Origin of the sequence: Aneurinibacillus tyrosinisolvens (assembly GCF_001015055.1) — a bacterium.
GTDB classification, from domain to species: domain Bacteria; phylum Bacillota; class Bacilli; order Aneurinibacillales; family Aneurinibacillaceae; genus Aneurinibacillus_A; species Aneurinibacillus_A tyrosinisolvens.
The window spans coordinates 73,431-95,179 of the sequence record NZ_BBWZ01000007.1 but is presented as its reverse complement, the minus strand read 5'-3'; the positions used below and the strand labels follow the sequence as shown (position 1 = coordinate 95,179).

At 49.8% G+C, this 21,749-nt stretch carries 20 protein-coding genes; 2 read left to right on the top strand and 18 right to left on the bottom strand.

The features are described 5' to 3' along the window. Positions 1-31: 31 nt before the first annotated feature. The 6 genes from MBEAL2_RS08900 to MBEAL2_RS08875 all read right to left on the bottom strand — a co-directional run bounded on the left by MBEAL2_RS08900 (position 32) and on the right by MBEAL2_RS08875 (position 5,719). Positions 32-1,351, bottom strand: coding sequence for a pyrimidine-nucleoside phosphorylase (locus tag MBEAL2_RS08900; protein ID WP_047151960.1), 1,320 nt, complete (start codon positions 1,349-1,351; stop codon positions 32-34). Continuing rightward, entirely contained in the window at positions 1,351-2,178 is an 828-nt protein-coding gene (locus MBEAL2_RS08895; protein WP_047151959.1) for a purine-nucleoside phosphorylase, read from the bottom strand. The genes MBEAL2_RS08900 and MBEAL2_RS08895 overlap by 1 nt, the downstream gene beginning before the upstream one ends. A gap of 104 nt (positions 2,179-2,282) precedes the next feature. Next, entirely contained in the window at positions 2,283-3,101 is an 819-nt protein-coding gene (locus tag MBEAL2_RS08890; protein ID WP_047151958.1) for a purine-nucleoside phosphorylase, read from the bottom strand. A 17-nt stretch (positions 3,102-3,118) separates the two neighbouring features. Beyond that, complete coding sequence (gene deoB, locus MBEAL2_RS08885; RefSeq protein WP_047151957.1) at positions 3,119-4,303, bottom strand: phosphopentomutase; 1,185 nt, start codon at positions 4,301-4,303, stop codon at positions 3,119-3,121. 119 nt (positions 4,304-4,422) lie between these two features. After that, complete coding sequence (xerD, locus tag MBEAL2_RS08880; RefSeq protein WP_047151956.1) at positions 4,423-5,310, bottom strand: site-specific tyrosine recombinase XerD; 888 nt, start codon at positions 5,308-5,310, stop codon at positions 4,423-4,425. 136 nt (positions 5,311-5,446) lie between these two features. Beyond that, complete coding sequence (locus MBEAL2_RS08875) at positions 5,447-5,719, bottom strand: DUF4227 family protein (protein WP_047151955.1); 273 nt, start codon at positions 5,717-5,719, stop codon at positions 5,447-5,449. A 106-nt stretch (positions 5,720-5,825) separates the two neighbouring features. Here MBEAL2_RS08875 and MBEAL2_RS08870 point away from each other — a divergent pair, with 106 nt between their 5' ends. After that, positions 5,826-7,925 carry a peptidoglycan D,D-transpeptidase FtsI family protein gene (locus tag MBEAL2_RS08870; RefSeq protein ID WP_082129844.1) on the top strand — a complete coding sequence of 700 codons (2,100 nt, stop codon included), beginning with the start codon at positions 5,826-5,828 and terminating at the stop codon, positions 7,923-7,925. A 194-nt stretch (positions 7,926-8,119) separates the two neighbouring features. Here the strand turns inward: MBEAL2_RS08870 and fur are convergent, their stop codons facing one another. The 5 genes from fur to MBEAL2_RS08845 all read right to left on the bottom strand — a co-directional run bounded on the left by fur (position 8,120) and on the right by MBEAL2_RS08845 (position 12,326). Next, complete coding sequence (fur, locus tag MBEAL2_RS08865; RefSeq protein ID WP_047151954.1) at positions 8,120-8,605, bottom strand: ferric iron uptake transcriptional regulator; 486 nt, start codon at positions 8,603-8,605, stop codon at positions 8,120-8,122. 75 nt (positions 8,606-8,680) lie between these two features. Then, on the bottom strand, positions 8,681-9,340 hold the full coding sequence (gene spoIIM / locus MBEAL2_RS08860; protein ID WP_047151953.1) for a stage II sporulation protein M: 660 nt from the start codon (positions 9,338-9,340) through the stop codon (positions 8,681-8,683). Positions 9,341-9,397: 57 nt separating this feature from the next. After that, a complete protein-coding gene (locus MBEAL2_RS08855; RefSeq protein ID WP_236692732.1) occupies positions 9,398-10,594 on the bottom strand; it encodes an endonuclease Q family protein in 1,197 nt (398 codons plus the stop codon). 3 nt (positions 10,595-10,597) lie between these two features. Continuing rightward, positions 10,598-11,125, bottom strand: coding sequence for an NUDIX hydrolase (locus MBEAL2_RS08850; protein ID WP_047151952.1), 528 nt, complete (start codon positions 11,123-11,125; stop codon positions 10,598-10,600). 64 nt (positions 11,126-11,189) lie between these two features. Further along, a complete protein-coding gene (locus MBEAL2_RS08845) occupies positions 11,190-12,326 on the bottom strand; it encodes a DUF3866 family protein (RefSeq protein ID WP_047151951.1) in 1,137 nt (378 codons plus the stop codon). 79 nt (positions 12,327-12,405) lie between these two features. Between MBEAL2_RS08845 and MBEAL2_RS08840 the strand changes: the two genes are divergently transcribed. Beyond that, complete coding sequence (locus MBEAL2_RS08840) at positions 12,406-12,804, top strand: hypothetical protein (RefSeq protein ID WP_047151950.1); 399 nt, start codon at positions 12,406-12,408, stop codon at positions 12,802-12,804. 21 nt (positions 12,805-12,825) lie between these two features. Here MBEAL2_RS08840 and MBEAL2_RS08835 read toward each other — a convergent pair whose 3' ends face one another. From MBEAL2_RS08835 to MBEAL2_RS08805, 7 genes are all read right to left on the bottom strand, one after another. Then, entirely contained in the window at positions 12,826-13,944 is a 1,119-nt protein-coding gene (locus MBEAL2_RS08835) for a M20/M25/M40 family metallo-hydrolase (protein ID WP_047151949.1), read from the bottom strand. Between the two features lie 96 nt (positions 13,945-14,040). Further along, positions 14,041-15,591, bottom strand: coding sequence for an acyl-CoA carboxylase subunit beta (locus tag MBEAL2_RS08830; protein WP_047151948.1), 1,551 nt, complete (start codon positions 15,589-15,591; stop codon positions 14,041-14,043). A 69-nt stretch (positions 15,592-15,660) separates the two neighbouring features. Next, on the bottom strand, positions 15,661-16,524 hold the full coding sequence (gene mce, locus MBEAL2_RS08825) for a methylmalonyl-CoA epimerase (RefSeq protein WP_047151947.1): 864 nt from the start codon (positions 16,522-16,524) through the stop codon (positions 15,661-15,663). Positions 16,525-16,545: 21 nt separating this feature from the next. Beyond that, positions 16,546-18,198, bottom strand: a complete 1,653-nt coding sequence (locus MBEAL2_RS08820; protein WP_047151946.1) for an acyl-CoA mutase large subunit family protein — start codon at positions 18,196-18,198, stop codon at positions 16,546-16,548. Positions 18,199-18,378: 180 nt separating this feature from the next. Beyond that, positions 18,379-19,710, bottom strand: coding sequence for a dihydrolipoamide acetyltransferase family protein (locus MBEAL2_RS08815; protein WP_047151945.1), 1,332 nt, complete (start codon positions 19,708-19,710; stop codon positions 18,379-18,381). 29 nt (positions 19,711-19,739) lie between these two features. Next, positions 19,740-20,723 (bottom strand): alpha-ketoacid dehydrogenase subunit beta, encoded by a 984-nt coding sequence (locus MBEAL2_RS08810; RefSeq protein WP_047151944.1) that lies wholly within the window; start codon positions 20,721-20,723, stop codon positions 19,740-19,742. 12 nt (positions 20,724-20,735) lie between these two features. Next, positions 20,736-21,728 (bottom strand): thiamine pyrophosphate-dependent dehydrogenase E1 component subunit alpha, encoded by a 993-nt coding sequence (locus MBEAL2_RS08805; protein ID WP_047151943.1) that lies wholly within the window; start codon positions 21,726-21,728, stop codon positions 20,736-20,738. Positions 21,729-21,749: the final 21 nt, after the last annotated feature.

Here is a 21,749-nt window from a genome sequence, read left to right as displayed (position 1 = left end):
CATTTGTCTGAGAGATTCGTAATGTAAGAAATTACGGTTTTGAAGTTACAATTACTTTTTCAATCAGCTTTGGCTGAACAGGTTTATTTTGCCTGATTTGATAAGCATTTTGGACCATAGCTGCCGCTTCTTCCAGGTTTTCCTCATTATTACAGTGAATTTGAGCAATAACATCTCCTGCTTCTACCCTGTCACCTATTTTTTTATGAATCACAATGCCGACTGCCATATCGATTGCGGATTCTTTCGTCTCCCTTCCGGCTCCCACCTTCATGGCTGCAACCCCGATTTGTTCGGCAGCAATTTGTTCTACATAGCCGGAAGCAGAAGCGCGGATCGGCTCAATGCGGGAGGCTTTCGGCAAATGTTCATCCGGCCTGTCGATCGCCTCCGGACTTGCGCCCTGGGCTGTGATGAATTGTTTGAACACATCCAGCGCCTGGCCCGTTCGAATAATCTCCTCCAGCTTTGAACGGGCCTCTTCATAGGAGGACGCTTTTCCGCCAAGATGAACCATATGCGCACCTAAGACAAGAGAGAGTTCAGTTAAGTCTTCCGGTCCTTTTCCCTGCAGCGTATCAATCGCTTCTTTTACCTCGAGGGCATTCCCGACAGCAAAACCGAGCGGCTGCTCCATGCTGCTGATGATCGCAATGGTCTTTCTGCCAACCTCCTCGCCGATGCTTACCATCGTCCGGGCAAGCCGCTCGGCTTCTTCCGGCGTTTTCATAAACGCCCCGCTTCCGTATTTTACGTCAAGCACAATGGCATCCGCACCGGCAGCGATTTTTTTACTCATGACGGAGCTGGCAATAAGCGGAATCGTATCAACCGTTGCTGTTACGTCCCGCAATGCGTATAGCTTTTTATCCGCTGGAGTCAGATTGCCGCTCTGCCCGACAACAGACAGCTTGCACCGGTTTACCGTGTTAATGAATTCTTCCCGTGTTAGCTCCACGTGAAAGCCTGGTATCGATTCCAACTTATCGATCGTCCCCCCGGTATGGCCAAGCCCCCTGCCTGACATTTTGGCTACAGGCACTCCCGCAGTTGCCACGAGCGGGCCAAGCACGAGCGTAGTCGTGTCGCCTACTCCGCCGGTGCTATGTTTGTCAACCTTAATTCCGTGGATAGGCGACAGATCGATTTGATCCCCCGACTTCACAATCGCGTCTGTCAGGACGGCGATTTCTTTTGCGTTCATTCCTTTAAAATAAACGGCCATCGCCCAGGCAGACACCTGATAGTCAGGTATTCTGCCTTCCGTGTATTCGGAAATAAGAAAGCGGATTTCAGCTTCGGTTAACTCTTCTCCATTTCTCTTCTTCTGGATAATGTCGACCATGCGCATTAACCGTTCACCCCCGGTAAAACGGCCTTTACAAGAGAAATGAAGTGCGGACGCGTTCTATTCGCTACTTGTACTACCTGCTCATGTGTAAGCGGCTCCAATTGTTCACCGATTGCCATATCCGTGACACAGGAAATGCCGAGCACCTTCAGCCCTGCATGCCGTGCCGCGATGACTTCTGGAACCGTAGACATACCGACTGCGTCCGCCCCCAGGCGTGCCAGCATAATTAATTCAGCCGGTGTCATATAAGTCGGACCTGTAATGCCCGCGTACACCCCCTGCTGTATAGTAATGGCAAGCTCTTCCGCTTTTTCCCTGGCAAGCGCGGTGTATTCCCTGGAATACGCTTCAGACATATCAGGGAAGCGCGGCCCAAGCTCTTCCAGATTCCCGCCAATCAAAGGATTTGCCCCTGTGAAATTCAGGTGGTCTGTAATGAGCATCAAATCGCCGGGTGCGAATGCCGCATTCATTCCACCGCAGGCATTCGTAATGACTACGGAGTGAATTCCGAGCTTCTTCATCACATAAACAGGAAAGGTAACCTGCTGCATCGTATACCCTTCGTAGAAGTGAAAGCGGCCCTGCATCGCCGCCACTGTTTTTCCGTTCAACCGGCCGATGACAAGCTGGCCCGCGTGCCCTTCTACGGTGGACACCGGAAAATGGGGAATTTCGTGGTAGTCGATTCGTACCGCCGCTTCTATTTCATCAGCAAGCACCCCAAGTCCTGAACCTAAAATAAGGCCGATTTCCGGCGCCATGCTTACACGCTTTGCAATATATTCGGTTGCTTCATTGATTTTCAACATAGGGGATTCCATCTCGTGCCCTCCTCATCAATTATGCAGGTTCTTATCCAGTAGAAAAGCCTGAAACGACTGTTTTGTCAAACCACGCTCGTCTCAGGCTTTTTTATGCAAAAAGTTTACATCGCTTCAATAATTCCTTTGACCAGTGTTAGGAAAGTATGCTTTACCTTTTCCGCCGTTTCCATCACCTCTGCGTGGGAAAGCGGCTGCGGCAGTATTCCTGCAGCCATGTTGCTAATACAGGAAATTCCGAGCACACGCATTCCGGCATGGCGGGCAACAATGACTTCCGGAACCGTAGACATGCCGACCGCGTCCCCGCCAAGAATGCGGAGCATGCGGATTTCAGCCGGTGTTTCATAGGATGGACCCGTCAGCCCCGCGTACACACCTTCCTGAACGGATATGCCGTGCTGACCCGCAACCCTGCGTGCTATCTCCCGCAATTCAGGGCAATACGCCGCGGACATATCGGGGAAGCGTGCGCCAAGGCTTTCGTCGTTCGGTCCGATTAACGGGTTGCGGCCTGTGAGGTTAATATGATCTTTGATGAGCATTAAATCGCCGGGTGCGTAAGCTTCATTAATGCCGCCCGCCGCGTTCGTAACGATGATTTTCTCCACACCCATCGCTTTCATTACCCGAACAGGGAAGGTAACAACGTCCAGTTCGTGTCCTTCATAATAGTGAAAGCGGCCCTGCATCGCTACTACTGTTTTTCCGTTCAGCGTCCCGATAACAAGCTGGCCTTTATGCCCCTCCACTGTAGACACTGGAAAATGAGGAATTTCATGATAAGGAATAATCGTCGGATTTTCGATTTCATCCGCAAGAACCCCAAGGCCGGAACCAAGGATGAGGCCGATTTGCGGCCGATAATCTGTCCGGTTCTCAATATACTGTGCTACCTCAACTGTTAACGCCTGATTAGACATAGCTGCTCTCTCTCCTTTTACTCTTCTGTTAACTGCTGTAAAAAGCTCGTGCCGATTTCCGGCTGTGTAACCTGAAAATTATCTGCAATCGTTGCACCAAGATCCGCAAACGTTCCCCGAACACCGAGCGATTGTCCATGTTTCATTCCTTTGTGGTATACCATAAGCGGCACGTATTCCCGGGTATGATCCGTTCCGTGGTGTACCGGGTCATTGCCGTGATCCGCTGTAATGATGAGCAGATCATCTTCGCGCAGCGACTGAATAATTTCGGGCAGCCGCTTGTCGAACGCCTCAAGCGCTTCCCCATATCCAAGCGGATTGCGGCGGTGGCCGTACAGCGCATCAAAGTCAACCAGATTAACAAAACTCAGGCCTGTGAAATCCTGTTTCATTGTTTGCAGCAATTTATCAACTCCATCCATATTGGATTTGGTTTTCATCGATTCGGTTACCCCTTCACCGGCGTAAATATCGGAAATTTTGCCAATAGCAATCGAAGCATAACCAGCATCCTCAAGGGAGTTCATCACTGTCTTTCCTGGGGGTGATACAGAATAATCGTGGCGGTTTGCCGTACGGGTAAAATTCCCAGGCTGTCCGATAAACGGACGCGCAATGACTCTTACGACAGAATGTTCATCATCAAGCGTAAGTTCACGGGCCACTTTACAAATTTCATACAATTCCTCAAGCGGGACAATTTCTTCATGAGCCGCTACCTGGAAGACGCTATCCGCCGATGTATAGACGATAACATCGCCCGTTTTCATATGCTGTTCCCCAAGCTCGTCGAGGATTTCGGTTCCCGAAGCGGGTTTGTTGCCGAGAACGTCCCGGCCAATTTTTTCGGTAAATGGACCAATCAAGCTATCTGGAAAACCATTGGGCCATGTTTTAAAAGGAGTCTCAACTTTCAGACCCATGATTTCCCAGTGTCCGGTTGATGTATCTTTCCCTACTGATATCTCTTTCATTTTGCCAAAGTAACCGGCTGGATTCTCTTCCGCCGGCACACCTTGCAGCTTTTCTATGCGTCCAAGGCCAAAGGAAGCCATGTTTGGGACAGTAAGCCCGTTCATTTTTTCAGCAATATGTCCGAGCGTGTGGGCGCCTGTATCGTTATACTCTGCCGCATCAGGCAGCTCCCCGATCCCCACGCTGTCCAGCACTATTAAAAATACACGTTTAAACTTCTTCAATTGAATTCCTCCTAACTGTAAAAGAGCGGAAGATGCTAAGAAACATCCAACAGCTAAAATTTCCGCAAGAAAGCATAAAGAAGGTACTTCTTTGTCGTTATGAAGTACCTTTTCCTTTCTTATGCCCTTGGATGAGCCTTTGCATACACTTCCTTTAAGCGTGAACGCGTCACATGCGTATAAATCTGTGTAGTCGAAATATCCGCATGCCCCAGCATTTCCTGAACAGAACGAAGATCCGCTCCATTCTCAAGCAGATGCGTAGCAAATGAATGGCGCAGGGTATGCGGCGTAATCTCTTTCTCAATACGTGCCAGCTGCGCGTATTTCTTAATAATCTTCCAAAACCCCTGCCGGGAAAGCCTCCGGCCGTGGTGATTAAGAAAAAGCGCTTCTTCCTGCCCCCGTTTCTTAAGAATCGAACGGCTGGACTCTATGTAGTTCTGTACATTCGAAATAGCGAGACGGCCGAGTGGAATAATCCTTTCCTTCGAACCTTTCCCCATACACTTGATAAAGCCCATTGATAGATTAACATCCGTAAGATTAAGTGACACAAGCTCGGATACCCTGATGCCTGTCGCATAGAGCAGCTCAAGCATTGCTTTATCACGCTGTCCCGCAGGCAAGCGGGTATCCGGACCGTTAAGCAGCATCTCTACCTCCGTAACGGACAGTACATGCGGCAATCGTTTCTCGATTTTCGGCGACTCCAGATTAATGCTCGGATCTTTCTCAATAAATCTTTCCCGTACTAGAAATTGATAAAAAGCGCGAATCGAAGCAAGGTTGCGCGAAACGGTAGCCGTTGCCCGCCCCCGCTCCCGCAGATTGAGCAGGTACCCCATAATTTGCATTCGGCTTGTATGGTTTAGGTCGGCATATCCTTCCTCTGCAAGGTAGCTGCAATACGTGGAAAGATCCCTATGATATGATTCAAGTGTATTCTTAGCTAACCCTTTCTCCACAGTTAAGTAATGGATAAACTGGGTAATTAGATTTTCCATTGCTTTGTTCTCCCTCAAACTACCAAATGTATCGCTTCTTACTCCCAATGGCAGGAAGAGCGATAGAGAAATATTCTCCCATAAACTACTTAATTCCACAATAGACCGCCGTTTCCTTCCTAAGCATAAAAAATTATCATTCACCATACCAGTAAAAAGCAAACAGCCGCTGTTTCACATCTTCATACGCTAATTCACTGGAATGCGCCTGCTTGATTACTTTGAGCGCCTTGCCTTCCGGTTCTTTGTACGGCTCTGCCGGCCGAATCATTCCACTCATATAAGTAACGACACGATAAAATATAAACGTTAAAACGAGAAAAACAACAACGAGCTTCATCGCTTCCCTAAACCTGTTATACGTGATATACATTAGCATCACCGCCCGGACAAGATGTTTTACCAACATCCTATTCATCCTGGCAGTTTTTTATACCATTGTTCTGTTTTCATTTAAGTGGGGGCATGTTACAATTTATTTTTGAGTCAATTATTTGAGTAAGGTGGGTACAACGGTGTATAACCATGAAGAAAAAGGAAACCACAGGGTTAAACAAGTATTCAATCGACTAAACGTTCTCCTTGTGCTCGTATTTTTAATTTTTGCCCTCGTTATCTTCCGCCTCTCTTACGTGCAAATCGTGAAGGGAGAACAATACAGCCAGGAGGCGACAGCAAAATCGGATATCCGGATTCCAATTCCTGCGCTTCGTGGAAACATTTACGACAGATTTGGCAACCTGATTGTGCACAGCAGCGGTTCATTTACAGCCATCTTTGAGCATAAGGACTATATGACAAAAGAATATTATTTAGAGCTTGTTACCAAGCTGGAAAAAGTTCTTAAAGGGACAACAAAAGAAGACTTATTGAAGAAAATGGACGTCGGATACGAGCTTAAGAATGGCAAGCTTGAAAGAGTGCCACGCCAGACGTCCAAATTCCTGGAAAGGGATTTAAAGCACGACCTTTCCCAGCAGGAAATCGCCTACCTGGCAGAGCACCGCAGTGAACTGGGCGGAATTACGGTAGCAACCAAGCCGATTCGCAAGTATGATCCAAAGCAAGTTGCCGTCCAGGCTATCGGGTATGTCCGGCCTTTCAACGTGGCTGTGTCTGATAGTAGTAAAATCAAGTTCTATATGGATCAAAAAGACTTCTATCTTCCTACCCAAACGGTCGGATTTGACGGAATTGAACGGAGTTATGAAAAAGATTTACGTGGTGAGAACGGATACCGCGTGTACCAGGTGGCAGCCAATCAGACGATCCTGCAGGAAATTAGCGAGATGCCTCCGAAGCAGGGGAACAATCTGTATTTAACGATTGACGAGCGGGTGCAGCTTGAGACACGCGATTTCATTAAAAACTTCCTGCCCAAGTTACGGGCAACAGGGAAAAATGCGTCCAACGCCAAAAATGCCTACGCCGTTGCGATGGAAGTAAAGACAGGGAAAATTGTCGCCATGGTAAGCTATCCAGAGTACGACCCAACCATATGGACGAACGGGCCGGATAAGAATACATATTATGCAAATATGTATTCAATTACAAACGGAACGATCCGTGAGGCAACGCATGATGTTCGCCCGAAAACAGGAAAAGATGCTGAGAAGGAAGCTCAGAAACACCCGGGCTCTATTGTGCCGACAGGTTCTGCTATCAAACCGGCTACCGTTTTACTGGGGTTATCGGAAGGTTTAATTACACCGTATGATTACTGGCCGGATCCGGGCGTATATGTATATGGCAGAAGTGATAAAGTACGGAATGATAGCGGCCATAATTATGGGATGCTGACACCGCAAATTGCGCTTCAGAAATCTTCCAATACGTATATGGCGCGCATTGGGGAAGCTTTTTCTAAGAAATACCACAAAAAGTCCGCTGCCATATTGCAAAATTACCTTCACTCCTTTGGTCTCGGCACAAGCACCGGAGTCGATTTGCCCGGTGAGAACACCGGAAATGAAGACTATATTAACATGAACAAGGAATATGGTTCGCTCGCGGCCATGGTGCAGGCTTCGTTTGGCCAGCAGGAAAGATATACGGCGATGCAGCTTGCCCAGTATGTCGCTACAGTAGCAAATAAAGGAGCCCGTATGAAACCCCAGCTTGTCGACCGGGTTGTTGATAAGAACAACAAGGTTGTCCGTCCGTATAAACCGGAAATACTAAGCACATTAAAAGAGCCGGATCTTTATTGGAGAACGGTGCAGCAGGGAATGGGGCTTGTTACTTCCCCCGGCGGTACGGCTTCCGGTATATTCTCCGGGTTTCCTTACAAAGTCGCGGCAAAAACAGGGACTTCGCAGCAGGATATTTATATTGAGGCTGACAAATATATCGACAAAAAAACAGGCAAGGAAAAGTCCCACTGGAAAAAGTATAATGCTGTCAATAACGGTGTTTTCATCTCTTTTGCACCGTTAGACAATCCGAAACTTGCTGTAGCCGTTATCGTACCTGAAGGCGGCTACGGGGCATCATCTGCCGGCGCAATCGCACGTGCTGTCTATGACTCGTACGATAAACATATCGGGCTGGGCGCAGATAAGCCGTATGCTCCTGCTACTCCCGCACAGCAAACAGCCGGGCCAAAAACACACTAATATTTCAAAAAGGGCACTCATTGCGGTGAGTGCCCTTCTTATTACTTACGTCTTCGATTGTATATTAATTAAAATCAGGGTTTGTCCATTCCATCAAAACCGCATGGTTGGCTTGGTCCTTTGGCTCTATATGAAATACTACAAGGCTTGCAAAGCAAAACAAAAGAGCAGCAACCCTTTCGAGGCCCTGCTCTTTAGCTCGGAATGTTTGTTTTAACATTCGTAATATCATTAATATCAACTTTATCAATGCAGCGATGGCAAACTCCATGGAATGACAGGCGATGGTCAAGAATGTGGAAATGAAATTTATCACTGACAGACTGTTCCACTTCCCCAAGTAAATCGTCGTGTATTTCATCGACCGCACCACACATAACACAAATTAAATGATGGTGGTGGTGCTCTGCGTTCTCATTACGGAATTCGTAACGGGCCACCCCGTCCCCAAAATTAATTTTGTGCAAAATGTGCAATTCGCTCATTAGTTCCAACGTACGATAAACGGTAGCCAACCCTATCTCAGGAGATTTTTCCTTAACAAGTAAATAAACATCCTCAGCGGACAGATGATCCTCTTCATGCTCCAGCAATACGCGGAGTGTAGCTTCACGCTGCGGAGTTAACTTGTAGCTATGTGTATGCAGCTGTTGTCTGATTCTATCAATTCTCTCTTCCATTCCAGACCCTCCCGAGCGGCTTAGTACATCACCATTATAGAGGAGTTTTGGATACCAAGTCAAATATAATTCTTATTATATAATAATTATTATAAAGTTTAACAACGTAGCGCTTGCATGCTTCATCAGCGAGGGAGATACAAACGCTTCAAAAGCAGCGGCAATGGCCATAATCGCGCCCATAATAAGGATGAGGCTGCTGTAGGCAAGAAACTGCGGATAAATCGGGCCGCCTCGTTTCTTAAAGCGGGACTGGACAAGCCGTAAGGAAAAAGAAACGCCCGCGGTAGCGACAATAATGATAGCCGGAATCACCAGTAGATTTTGCGGGAGAACAGAAACAGCTGCAAAGTAAAGCCCCTGCCATTTTAGCTGGTTCACAAGAAACCCGACCGTAAAACCAACGACGACCCCCTTCAGAAAAACCATAATAAGAATTAAAGGAAGCCCGATGATAGAAAGGCCAAGAATCCACATAAGCCCGACATATTTTAAATAGTGTCCGAGCGAGCTTTGGAAACCGCGCACAGGATCGGTAATATTATCACTCTTTAATTCATGAAAAAATTGGCTCACATACATGAATAGCTCCTGCTTCTGCGTAAGCCCCAGGGAGTTTACCACAATCGCGCCAAATCCCACACCCATAATGAACAATACGATGGTAAATAAGTACAGCGAAGAATTCTCCCGTATATTTTGCTGTAGTGTTTGTCCAAGTTTACTCCTTACCACTGGGTATCCCCCCTGTCCGTCTCTTACAACCAGTGTATGACAGACAGGGGGTGAATATTACTCCATGCTGATTTTGCCGTAAATCCCTGCCCCTCCCTCCAGGAATGTCACATCACCGGTGCGGCTTCGTTCAATACGGGCAGCCAGTTCCTCCCCCACTGCACCTTCCAGCTGCTCATAAGAAGCATGGTGCAGGATGTTCATCTCGGTGCCGAACGCTGCAAGCAGCTTCTTCATCCGGCCCGGTCCTAGGCCCGGGATGAATTCAAGCGGGATGTGGTACCGATACGGCGGGCGGTGGGGCGGATGTGTTCCGGGCGCCTGTGTTGAAATTTCCAGAAACCGTTCATACACGCCCTTCGTGATAACGCTTTTCCCTTCTTTCCCACAGTACGGGCAGCGAGGTGAATCTGTTTGCGCGACCAGCTCATCACAATTCGTACAGCGGGTGCGATAGTACTTTCCAAGCTGGGGATGGAGCCCATAGTTTTCCGCCACACATCTGCCCCCCTCTCGGCGAAGAGCACGGACAAGCTCAGTGAAATTCGCTTCTTTTATATAGAGATTTTGATATTCCCGCGCAATTTTCGCTGTGGAGTGGGCATCAGAATTCGTAACGAAAGTAAGGCTTCTTAGTTCGCCAATCCCATCGGCGAGCCTCGAATCTGAACTTAAACCGAGTTCGATCGCAGCCAGCCTGCTTACATCTACCACCGACGATAGCTCATCGACGCATGCGCCATAGATGCTCTTGTGGGGGGTAAACGCATGGGCGGGCAGGATAATTCCTCCATGGATTTCTACCTGCTCAATCAACTGTGCAAGATCAGCGTACATGCGCTGTGTGCTTAAATGGACGTTTTTTACCTTTGTCGCATACCATTGCCGGAACGACGCAAAGGAGGTGCGATCCGGAAGATATGCGAGGAAATGGGCGGCACCTCTGCCGATGCGAAGCTCAATCTCAACCCCAGCGATCATCGTGATTTCGCCTTTTTCTGAGGTGTAGCGGTACCCGCCCCCTGGAAGCTCCCGGACAGTCCCCTCTTTGATTCTCAAATCGATTTCTTCCTGCACCTCTGGAGAGTGGCAGTCAATTACGCCGACCATATGCATTCCTTTGTGATGCAGTGCTTCTTCCATAATCGAACTGATGGTCAGGCTGCGGGATGCTGTTATTTTTACGGGCCGGTTATGGATGGTCCTTCCCACATGGATGTGCAGATCAGCGAAGCATTCCTTCATAAATTCCATACGCTATTTAGGGTCCAGCTGCCAGGCATACACAGCCATGATCGTTTTCGCATCCTGAATTTCTCCGCTCGCAATCATGTTTTGCGCTTCTTCCAGCGTAACGTGAAGCAGTTCCACAAACTCATCCTCATCCGGCTGGGCCTCTCCCCCTGTTAGCCCTTCAGCGCGATACATGTGAATGATTTCGTCAGCAAAGCCGGGGGACGTATAGAAAGATGCCAGCAGGCGTATGCCGGAGGCGGTATATCCTGTCTCTTCCATAAGCTCCCGCTTCGCACAGGCTTCGGGGTCTTCATTTTTCTCAAGCTTACCCGCCGGTATTTCGACAATGATCCGCTCCAGCGGTTTGCGGAACTGCCGGACCATTACCATTCGGTTATCATTCGTGATGGCCATTACCGCTACGGCACCGGAGTGGTTGACGATTTCTCTCGTCGCTGTTTTTCCGTTCGGAAGTTCAACTTCATCGACTTTCAGCTTGATTACCTTCCCGTCATAGATCGGCCGGCTTACTATTGTTTTCTCAATCATTGCTCCTTCACTCCATTCGTTTTGCTCATATGTTCTCTGTCTTCTCTCTTCTATTGAAGCACAGTCAGGAAAACAAATCCATTGGGGCCGCGGCCTTGTTGTGCTGCTGTATGGCACAGGCGAATTGCGCGGCATAATAAGCATGGGCAAAAAAAACCGGGTCTTCTTTTATTGTTCTACCCATTGTTGTAAGAGGCAGCGGGTATTTATCCGTTATTTGCTGCCACAATTCTATGTCAAGCGGCTCGTGCTCGATAACTGTATGGCACTTGGAATACGGTACTGTTTTTCCTCCATCCAGGAGTGTCTCTTCAAAATTGAGAACAAATGGGACATGGGCAGCATAGCGAACGATCGTTTTTGTATGGTGGCTGATCCCCAGGTGGCGCTGCCGGCGCTCACTCCCGCTCACCCTCGGTACCATCACCGGAATGCCCTGGAGCTGATGAACGGCCTGGAGTATAAACACCTGCTCGATCCCGCTAAAACCAAGCGGAGTACCTGTTCCGACAATACCCGGTCCGGGCATGACAAGCACGATATCGGCCTGCCATATATGAACCGCCGCCAGGAGCGCGGTGTAAATATTAATACATTCCGTTTCGCCGCCAAACGCATGGCCGCACGTTATGGTTCCTGTTAGCAGACCACACTCCCGGAGCACGTGAACATGAGAGCTGAGTGCCATCGGAAGCGCCCCGCTGTCCGTCATAATATAGCAAATACGCGGAGGCTGCTCCCTCCCCCGTTTTCTGTATATGTACTGGGCAGAAAGGCAAATCGCCGGCAGCATGCTGTGCAGTTCCCCAACGAGTACAGGAACGCCGGACAGTTCATTGCCCACTACCGTTTGAAACCGCTCATGGTGGGAACTGTTTACCTCTTCCGCTGCACAGATAGCCAATTGAAGCGGTGTATACCGAAGCTTCATAATATGCCCTCTGTGCAAGGTACCGGTTTGCATAAGAGGCTTTCCCTGCCGTGAAAAGCGGGCCGCAACATAATGAAAACCGCCTGTTCCAAGCGATAGACAATGGGCCGTCGTGTTAAGCACCACAAGTTCTCCTTCTTTTATTTTCCCCATAAGCGCCGGATAATGCAGCGCTTTTACCGTCTCAGATGGCAGTTCGACTCTAATCTCCTGCAAGCGATCCGTTTCGTTCACGATTTCAGTGACCTGCCCTGCCGACCACATAATCATCTCTCATTCTTCCCCTCCCTGAATGGTAGTGAAGACAGCGGGAAAGCTAAGTATAACTTTACTTGGAGGATATGTAACGATGGATAAAAAAATCCACGCAACCTTTGCGACACAGGAAGAGGCGCAGCAGGCCAAAGAATACCTGGCACAATTCGGATACGAGCACACCCATCTGGAAGAGGGGGGCACGCACTCCTTATCCGTTCCTGTTACTTCAGATAACTGGGAAGGCGCCTTTCAAATTCTGAACGGGTTCGGAGGCGATCCGCTCGCTGTGAATAACGGTGAGTTTACACAGGAAATGAATGAGTATTACAATTTAAATGAGAAGAATGAGGAGCAGCCGATTCCCTCGTTAAGTAAAGACGCCTTTTTCGATCCCAATATCGGGCCCGGCGATACCGAGCTAAAGGAGCCTTATATTCTGCATACGTACCATGCAATAACGGAAGAAAAAAAGGATGAACCCATGTCTTAGAGGGTTCATCCTTTTTTCTTCTTACCTGGTTGCTTCCTTACAAAGAGCGACCACAAGCTCAGCTGCTTTTACCAGTTCCTCGACTGGAATCTTCTCATTCGTCGTATGAATATCCTCGTAGCCTATTGCCAGGTTTACCGTCGGGATGCCATGCCCGGCAATGACATTGGCATCACTGCCTCCGCCGCTGGCCAGAATGCGATGTGTGCGGCCTACCGCTTTCACCCCGTCCATTGCTTTCTTCACAACGAGATCTTCTTCGGAGAATTTAAAGCCAGGGTACATCACTTCAACGGCAACCTCGGCTGTTGCGCCAAATTCCTGCGCTGTTTCTTCAAACGCCCGCTTCATTTTCTCAGTCTGTTCCACCATTTTTTCATGCACAAGGCTGCGCGCTTCTGCGAGGATCTCGACTTGATCGCACACTACGTTCGTTGGTCCAATCCCCTGGAAGCTTCCGATATTCGCCGTTGTTTCTTTGTCAATCCGGCCAAGCGGCATGCGCGACACCGCCTTGCTGGCCACCTGGATGGCACTGATGCCAGCCTCCGGCTCAACGCCTGCGTGTGCAGATTTGCCCCGGATCATCGCTTTTACCTTAGCCTGGGTAGGTGCGGCCACAATAATGTCGCCTACCTTGCCGTTGCTATCCAGCGCAAAACCGTACTTCGCTGTAAGGTGTACCGGATCCAGTACCTTGGCCCCCTGCAAGCCGGATTCTTCCCCTACGGTAATGACAAACTGGATCGTTCCGTGCTCGGTGCCCTGTTCTTTCAAAATCCGAATCGCTTCCAGCATGGCTGCGATGCCCGCTTTGTCGTCGCTCCCAAGGATCGTTGTACCGTCTGAAACGATATACCCGTCCTTCACACTCGGCTTAATTCCTTTCCCTGGAACAACTGTATCCATATGACACGTAAAGTAAATCGTTGGGCAATCATCGACCGTTCCCTTTAATGTCGCGATGAGGTTTCCCGCGGCATGGTCCGTTTTTTCCGCTGCGTCATCCTCCATCACTTCAAGACCCAATGAAGAAAACCTTTCCTTAAGAACATTGCATATTTCACGTTCGTTCCGCGTTTCACTGTCCACCTGGACGAGTTCCATGAATTCGTTCACGATCCGCTCTTGCTGTACCATAAAAAACACCCCCGGTTGGTATATGTACACGAACAGGCTACCTGTCCATTATACACAACAACCGGGGGCGTCTTCTAGTTTTGCCGTACTGCCGTCTTACAAAGGAATGTTCCCGTGCTTTTTGGCAGGCCGGGTTTCTTTTTTCGTGCGCAGCATATCCAGCGCTTCACGCAGCTTTTTCCTCGTTTCCCGCGGGTCGATTACATCATCCACCATGCCGCGGCTCGCTGCGACATACGGGTTGGCAAACCGCTCGCGGTATTCCTCGATCTTCGCTTCGCGTGTTGCCGCCGGGTCTTCGCTGTTCTCAATTTCGTGTGCAAAAATAATGTTGGCTGCGCCCTGCGCTCCCATGACGGCGATTTCTGCGTTCGGCCAGGCAAATACCATGTCCGCGCCAATCGCTTTTGAATTCAGCGCTACATAAGCTCCGCCGTATGCTTTCCGAAGGATAACGGTAATTTTCGGTACCGTTGCTTCCGAGTAGGCATACAGGATTTTAGCCCCGTGGCGAATAATGCCGCCATGCTCCTGATTGACGCCGGGAAAGAATCCGGAAACATCCTCAAACGTAATGAGCGGGATATTAAAGGAATCGCAGAAACGGATAAAGCGGGACAGCTTATCCGAGGAGTTAATATCGAGGCCCCCGGCCATAAACTTTGGCTGGTTGGCAATAATCCCTACGCTGTGCCCGTCAATCCGGCCAAAACCGACCACGATATTTTTCGCGAAATCAGGCTGTACTTCCATAAAATCCTCGTTATCAATAATTTTATGGATAACCTTGCGCACATCGTATACTTTCGTTGCCGCAATCGGCACGATTTCCGCCAGCTCGTCGTCCCATCCGTTGTCCGGTTCCGCGGGAAGAACAGGAGGTGCCTCGTTGTTATTCAGCGGCAGAAAGCTGATTAAACGGCGAACCTCTTCAAGTACTTCCGGTTCTGTCGGCGCTGTGAAGTGCGCATTCCCGCTAATGGAAGCGTGGACCTTGGCCCCGCCGAGATCCTCGGAGGAAATCTTCTCTCCCGTTACGGCCTCGATTACCTTCGGCCCGGTAATAAACATCTGGCTTGTTTTCTCCACCATAAACACAAAATCCGTAATCGCGGGAGAATACACCGCACCCCCCGCACATGGACCCAATATGACGGAGATTTGCGGGATGACCCCGGAATAAATCGAGTTGCGGTAGAAGATGTGGCCGTAGCCGTCAAGCGACTCGACGCCTTCCTGGATGCGGGCGCCGCCGGAGTCATTCAGGCCGATGACAGGCGCGCCGTTCTTCGCGGCCAGGTCCATAATGCGCGCAATTTTGAGCGCGTGCATCTCGCCGAGGGCACCGCCAAATACTGTGAAGTCCTGCGAAAAGATAAACACGAGCCGGCCGTTTACTTTTCCGTATCCGGTAACAACCCCTTCGCCCGGTCCTTCCATTTTGTCCATGCCGAAACTGGTCGCACGGTGCTCAATAAAAGGATTCATCTCCACGAATGTGTCCCTGTCAAGAAACAGATCAATTCTCTCCCGCGCCGTCAGCTTCCCGCGGTTGTGCTGGGCGTCGATTCGCCTATCGCCCCCGCCGAGTTCCACTTTTCTGCGCCGTTCGTACATCTCATCGATTTTCTCATACATGCTGCTCATTGATTTTTCGAAAGCCTCCTATCCAAAGAACAATCTCTATCTCTTTATCATCGTGTAAAATAGCGTGTATTATTTATGGCCGTCTGCGTGGCCTTGTAACTCGGCTTTTTCTGCCTGCTGGCAAAGTTCAAGCAGAACGCCGTTCGTTGCCTTCGGGTGCAGGAATGCGACCATATTGTTATGGGCTCCGAGCTTCGGCGTTTCATGGATGAGCCGCACACCCGCGTTCTTTAAAGCATCTAATCGCTCCTGCTGATTGTCAACGTTCAGGGCAATATGGTGGATTCCTTCTCCTTTTTTTGTGATGAATTTAGCGATCGCGCTGTTTTCGTCTGTCGCTTCCAGCAATTCGAGGCGCGTTTCCCCAATTTCAAGGAAGGCTACGCGCACCTGCTCGCTTTCTACTGTTTCGAATCCCAGCAGTTTTAGCCCGAGCATTTGCGTATAAAATTTAACGGCTTCCTCTAAATTCTTCACAGCAATCCCGATATGTTCAATCTTGTTTGGCGAATCCATAATCGGTGCACTGATACCGTCTTTTTCGTCAATTTTATGGCGGATAAAGTCGGCTGTATCTTTTGTTTTTGTTCCCGGCGTAAATACTTTCGCGATGCCGTTCTCCTCAAGGAATGGGATATCCTCATCCGGGATAACGCCCCCGCCGACAACAATAATGTCCTCCGCTCCCTGCTCTTTTAGGAGCCGGACAACCTCAGGAAAGAGTTCATTATGGGCTCCGGAAAGACAGGAAAGGCCGATAACATCTACATCCTCCTGAACCGCACTTGCTACGATTTGGGCAGGTGTTTGGCGCAATCCGGTATAAACGACTTCCATTCCTTCGTCACGCAGGGCCTGTGCAATGACAAGCGCACCGCGATCGTGCCCGTCAAGACCTGGTTTCGCTACTAAAACACGTATTTTTCTCTCCATCCTATTTCTACTCCTCCCCTGTTATACTGCGCGATACTCGCCGAATTCTTCGCGCAATATCCCGCAGATTTCGCCGATCGTCGCATACACTCTTACCGCCTCGAGAATGAGCGGCATTAAATTATTGCTGCTGCGTGCCCCCTCGCGGAGCGCCGCGAGCTGTTCCTGCACCTTATCATTGTCGCGGCGCGTCCGGAGTTCTTCCAGCTTCGCCCGCTGCACCTTGCCGAGGCTCGGATCAACGCGAAGGAGTTCCGGCTGTTTCTCGCCTTCAATCCGGAATTTATTAACCCCTACGACGACTTCCTCTCCGCTTTCTACCTTACGCTGGAACTCATACGCCTTGTCATGAATTTCACGCTGCATATAGCCCTGTTCAACAGCGGCAACCGCACCGCCCATGTCCTCGATTTTCTTAATATAGTCAAGGACCTGTTCCTCTATTTGATCGGTCAGGCTTTCGACATAGTAAGAACCGGCAAGCGGATCCACCGTATCGGTTGCTCCTGTTTCATACGCAATGATTTGCTGGGTCCGCAGCGCAATGCGGGCCGACTCTTCTGTAGGCAATGCCAGCGCCTCATCGCGCGAGTTTGTATGGAGGCTCTGGGTTCCGCCAAGGACAGCAGCAAGCGCTTGAATGGTTACCCGCACAATGTTATTGTCCGGCTGCTGGGCAGTCAGCGTCGATCCGCCTGTCTGCGTATGGACGCGGAACTGCCATGATTTTGGATTTTTCGCACCGTATTTCTCTTTCATGAGACGCGACCAGATGCGGCGTGCGGCTCTAAACTTCGCAATTTCTTCAAAGAAATGGTTATGTCCGTTAAAGAAGAAAGAAAGCTGCGGAGCGAAATCATCCACATCGAGCCCCGCTGCCACGGCTGCGTCTACATAGGCAATCGCATCAGCCAGTGTAAAGGCTACTTCCTGTACAGCGGTAGACCCGGCTTCGCGAATGTGGTAGCCGCTGATGCTAATCGTGTTCCACTTCGGCACGTTCTGTGCGCAGTATGCAAAAATATCTGTAATTAAACGCATAGAAGGTTTAGGCGGGAAAATATACGTGCCACGCGCAATGTATTCTTTTAAGATATCATTCTGTATCGTACCTGAGATTTTATCCGGAGAGATACCCTGTTTTTCAGCAACAGCAATGTACATTGCCAGGAGCACGGAGGCCGGTGCGTTAATGGTCATCGAGGTACTTACTTTGTCCAGCGGAATGCCGTCGAATAGAATCTCCATGTCTTCCAGCGAATCAATGGCGACCCCTACTTTGCCGACTTCACCGGTCGACATCGGATCATCCGAGTCATACCCAATCTGGGTAGGCAGGTCGAATGCGCAGCTGAGGCCGGTCTGTCCCTGTTCAAGCAAATATTTAAAGCGCTTGTTCGTCTCTTCCGCCGAACCGAATCCGGCATACTGGCGCATCGTCCAGAAGCGGCCCCGGTACATCGTAGGCTGCACGCCCCGTGTATAAGGGTATTCCCCCGGAAGTCCGGATTTTTCCATGTATTCTTCTGTAAGTTCTTCCGGTAAGTACACGCGTTTCACTTCAATGTCGGAGGACGTTTCGAATTTTTCTTTGCGTTCCGGCGCTTTTTTTAGCCGCTCTTCTACTTTATCCTGCCATTTCTCGAACGCTTTCTTTCCCTGCTTCTTGCTCATGGGTTTCACTCCTTATAGTACAGTGGTCTCTTCTCTCTATCCGTATTATAACAGGATAATTATTTTAATCTTTCTACATATTCGTCTCCGGCCTGTAAAATCCTCCTTGATTCGACATTTTTTAAGGGTGGAAAAAAGAGGAGGCGGACCGCATTCGGACCGCCTTCTTGTGTTTTCTTCCTAGTATATTGACGTTTCGGGACCGTACGATTCCATTTTCTTCTTCACGCTCTGGAGGAATTTGCCGCATACGAGTCCATCAAGCACTCTATGATCAAGAGAGAGGCACAGATTCACCATATCCCGTATTGCGATCATGTCATCGATGACAACCGGGCGTTTAACGATCGATTCGATGCTAATAATGGCAGCCTGGGGCTGGTTAATAATCGGCATCGACTGGACAGAACCGAAGGAACCTGTGTTGTTGACCGTAAAAGTCCCTCCCGACATATCTTCCATGGATAGCTTGCCCTGGCGTGTTTTTGCAGCAAGCTCATCCACTGCATGGGCGATGCCGTAAATGCTTCTCTGGTCCGCGTTCTTAATGACAGGAACGAACAGCGCATCGTCTGTCGCTACTGCGATTGATATGTTAATATCTTTGCGCATAATAATTTTGTCGCCGGCCCATACGGAATTCATAATGGGGAACTCTTTAATCGATTCAACAACCGCTTTAATAAAGAACGGAAGGAAGGTTAGGTTAAATCCTTCTTTTGCTTTAAATTCGCCCTTAACCTTATTGCGGAACTTAACAAGGTTCGTTAAATCCGCTTCCACCATCGTCCACGCATGTGGCGCTTCGTGCTTGCTCTGCACCATGCGGCTGGCAATGGTTTTGCGAATGTTGCTTACCGGGATTTCTACATCTCCCGGATAGGCAGACAATGCGGGGGTAGAAACAGCCGGACGGACCGACGGCGGCTGGGTCACCTGTTGTTCAGGAACAGAAACCTGCTGTTTCTCCTCTACTGGAGACTGCGCTGCCGGCTGGACAGAAGGCTGTGCCGCCTGCTGGGCAGCTCCGCCATTTTCAATAAAGGCAAGCACATCTTTACGTGAAATCCGGCCTTCTTTTCCTGTGCCGTTTACAAGATTCAAGTCAATATTGTTTTCCTGCGCAAGGCGCATAACAGCAGGGGAATAACGTTTCCCGGCCGCCTTTAACACAGCTGAAGAAACGGTTCCCTGGGCTGCTGCGGGTGGCGCGGTTTTCACATCTGCCGGCGGCGCGGCCGCTGGCTGAACAGCAGCGGGTTCTTCACCCGTCCCTTCCGTTTGGATGTAGCAAATTAAATCGCCAACCGCCAGCGTATCTCCTTCGGCGGCGACGAGTTCGGTTACCGTCCCTTCCACAGTGGAAGGGACTTCGGCATTTACTTTATCTGTCGTTACTTCACATAACGGTTCATACTTTTTCACCTTATTACCAGGCTTTACAAGCCACCGGGCGATTGTACCTTCTGTGACGGACTCCCCCAGCTGGGGCATTACGACTTCCGTTGCCATACGTTTAACCCTCCTCGGTTCTCCTGTGCTTAGAACTCGGCCAGTTCTCGCATTGCGTTTATCACTTTCTCCGGATTAAGCATAAAGAATTTCTCCATCGGAGGACTGTACGGCATGGCCGGTACATCCGGTCCTGCCAGGCGCTTAATCGGCGCATCCAAATCAAATAGGCATTCTTCAGCGATGATGGCGGCAACTTCTCCGCCCAGTCCGCCTTCCTTGTTGTCTTCATGGATGATAAGAACTTTTCCGGTTTTCTTGACGGCTTCGACGATGCTTTCTTTATCCAGCGGATAAAGAGTGCGCAAATCGAGAATATGTGCGCTAATTCCTTCCGCCTCCAGCTTTTCTGCCGCCTGCAGCGCGAAATGAAGGGTCAGCCCGTAACTAATAACCGTAATATCCGTCCCTTCCCTTTTCACATCGGCTTTGCCAAGCGGCACGGTGTAGTCCGTTTCCGGCACTTCTCCTTTAATCAGGCGGTAGCAGCGCTTATGCTCGAAAAACAGGACCGGGTCTTCATCGCGAATGGCCGCTTTCAGCATGCCTTTGACATCATACGGTGTGGAAGGGGCAACTACTTTTAAGCCTGGTGTGCTTGTAAATATCGCTTCCACACTCTGGGAATGATAGAGCGCGCCATGTACTCCGCCACCATACGGCGCACGGATAACAAGCGGGCAATGCCAGTCGCTGTTGGAGCGATAACGCATCTTAGCTGCTTCACTTACAATCTGGTTTACTGCGGGCATAATAAAATCTGCAAACTGCATTTCAGCTACCGGCCGCATTCCGTAGGCGGCAGCACCAATCGCTACCCCGGCGATGGCGGATTCCGCAAGCGGTGCGTCAATGACACGCTGTTCGCCGAACTCTTCATACAAGCCGTTCGTTGCGCGGAAAACCCCGCCGCGCACGCCTACGTCTTCCCCTAGAACAAAAACACGTTTATCACGCTGCATCTCTTCGCGTAACGCCTGGGTTACTGCATCAATATATGAAATCATCGCCATACGTACAGCCTCCTATTCTGCGTACACGTGACGCAATGTAGATTCAGGTGCCGGATACGGAGCGTTCTCTGCGTATTCGGTCGCTTCCTCTACCTCGTATGCGACCCGGTCGTGAATTTCTTTTTCCTTTTCCTCGCTCATTACGCCCGTTTCTCTAAGGTACTTCTGGAAACGAATCAATGGGTCGTTTCGCTTCGCTTCCTCCACTTCTTCACGGGAACGGTATGCCCTGTCATCGTCGTCACTGGAGTGTGGGACGAGGCGGTAGGTTACCGCTTCAATTAATGTTGCTCCCTCTCCCCGGCGCCCGCGTTCTACCGCTTCTTTCGTCGCTTTATATACCTCGATCGGATCATTTCCGTCGATCGATACGCCCGGGAATCCGTATCCCTTCGCCCGATCGGCCACGCTTTCACAAGCGATTTGCTTGGAAAGCGGGACGGAAATTGCATATTTATTGTTCTCACAGAAGAAAATAACAGGGAGTTTGTGTACACCGGCAAAGTTAGCCCCTTCATGGAAGTCCCCCTGGTTGCTGGAGCCTTCTCCGAAAGAGGTGTAAACAGCCAGATCCTTGCCTTCCATTTTGCCGGCCAGCGCAAGGCCTACCGCATGCGGCACCTGTGTAGTAACCGGGCTTGATCCTGTAAGGATGTTGTATTTCCGGCTGCCGAAGTGCCCGGGCATTTGTCGCCCGCCGCTGTTCGGATCCTCCGCTTTAGCGAAGGCGGACAGCATCATATCGCGCGCTGACATGCCGAACACCATGACAACACCCATGTCACGGTAGTACGGACAAGCATAATCTTTCTTCCTATCAAAAGCGAACGCTGCGCCAACCTGCGCCGCCTCCTGCCCCTGGCAGGAAATAACAAACGGGATTTTTCCCGCCCGGTTTAGCAGCCACATGCGTTCATCTACCTTGCGCGCGACCAGCATATAATAGTACATATCAAGCACCTGTTCATCGGTTAATCCAATGGATTGATGACGATTTTCCGCCATGAAGGACCCGCCTCCTTTGAT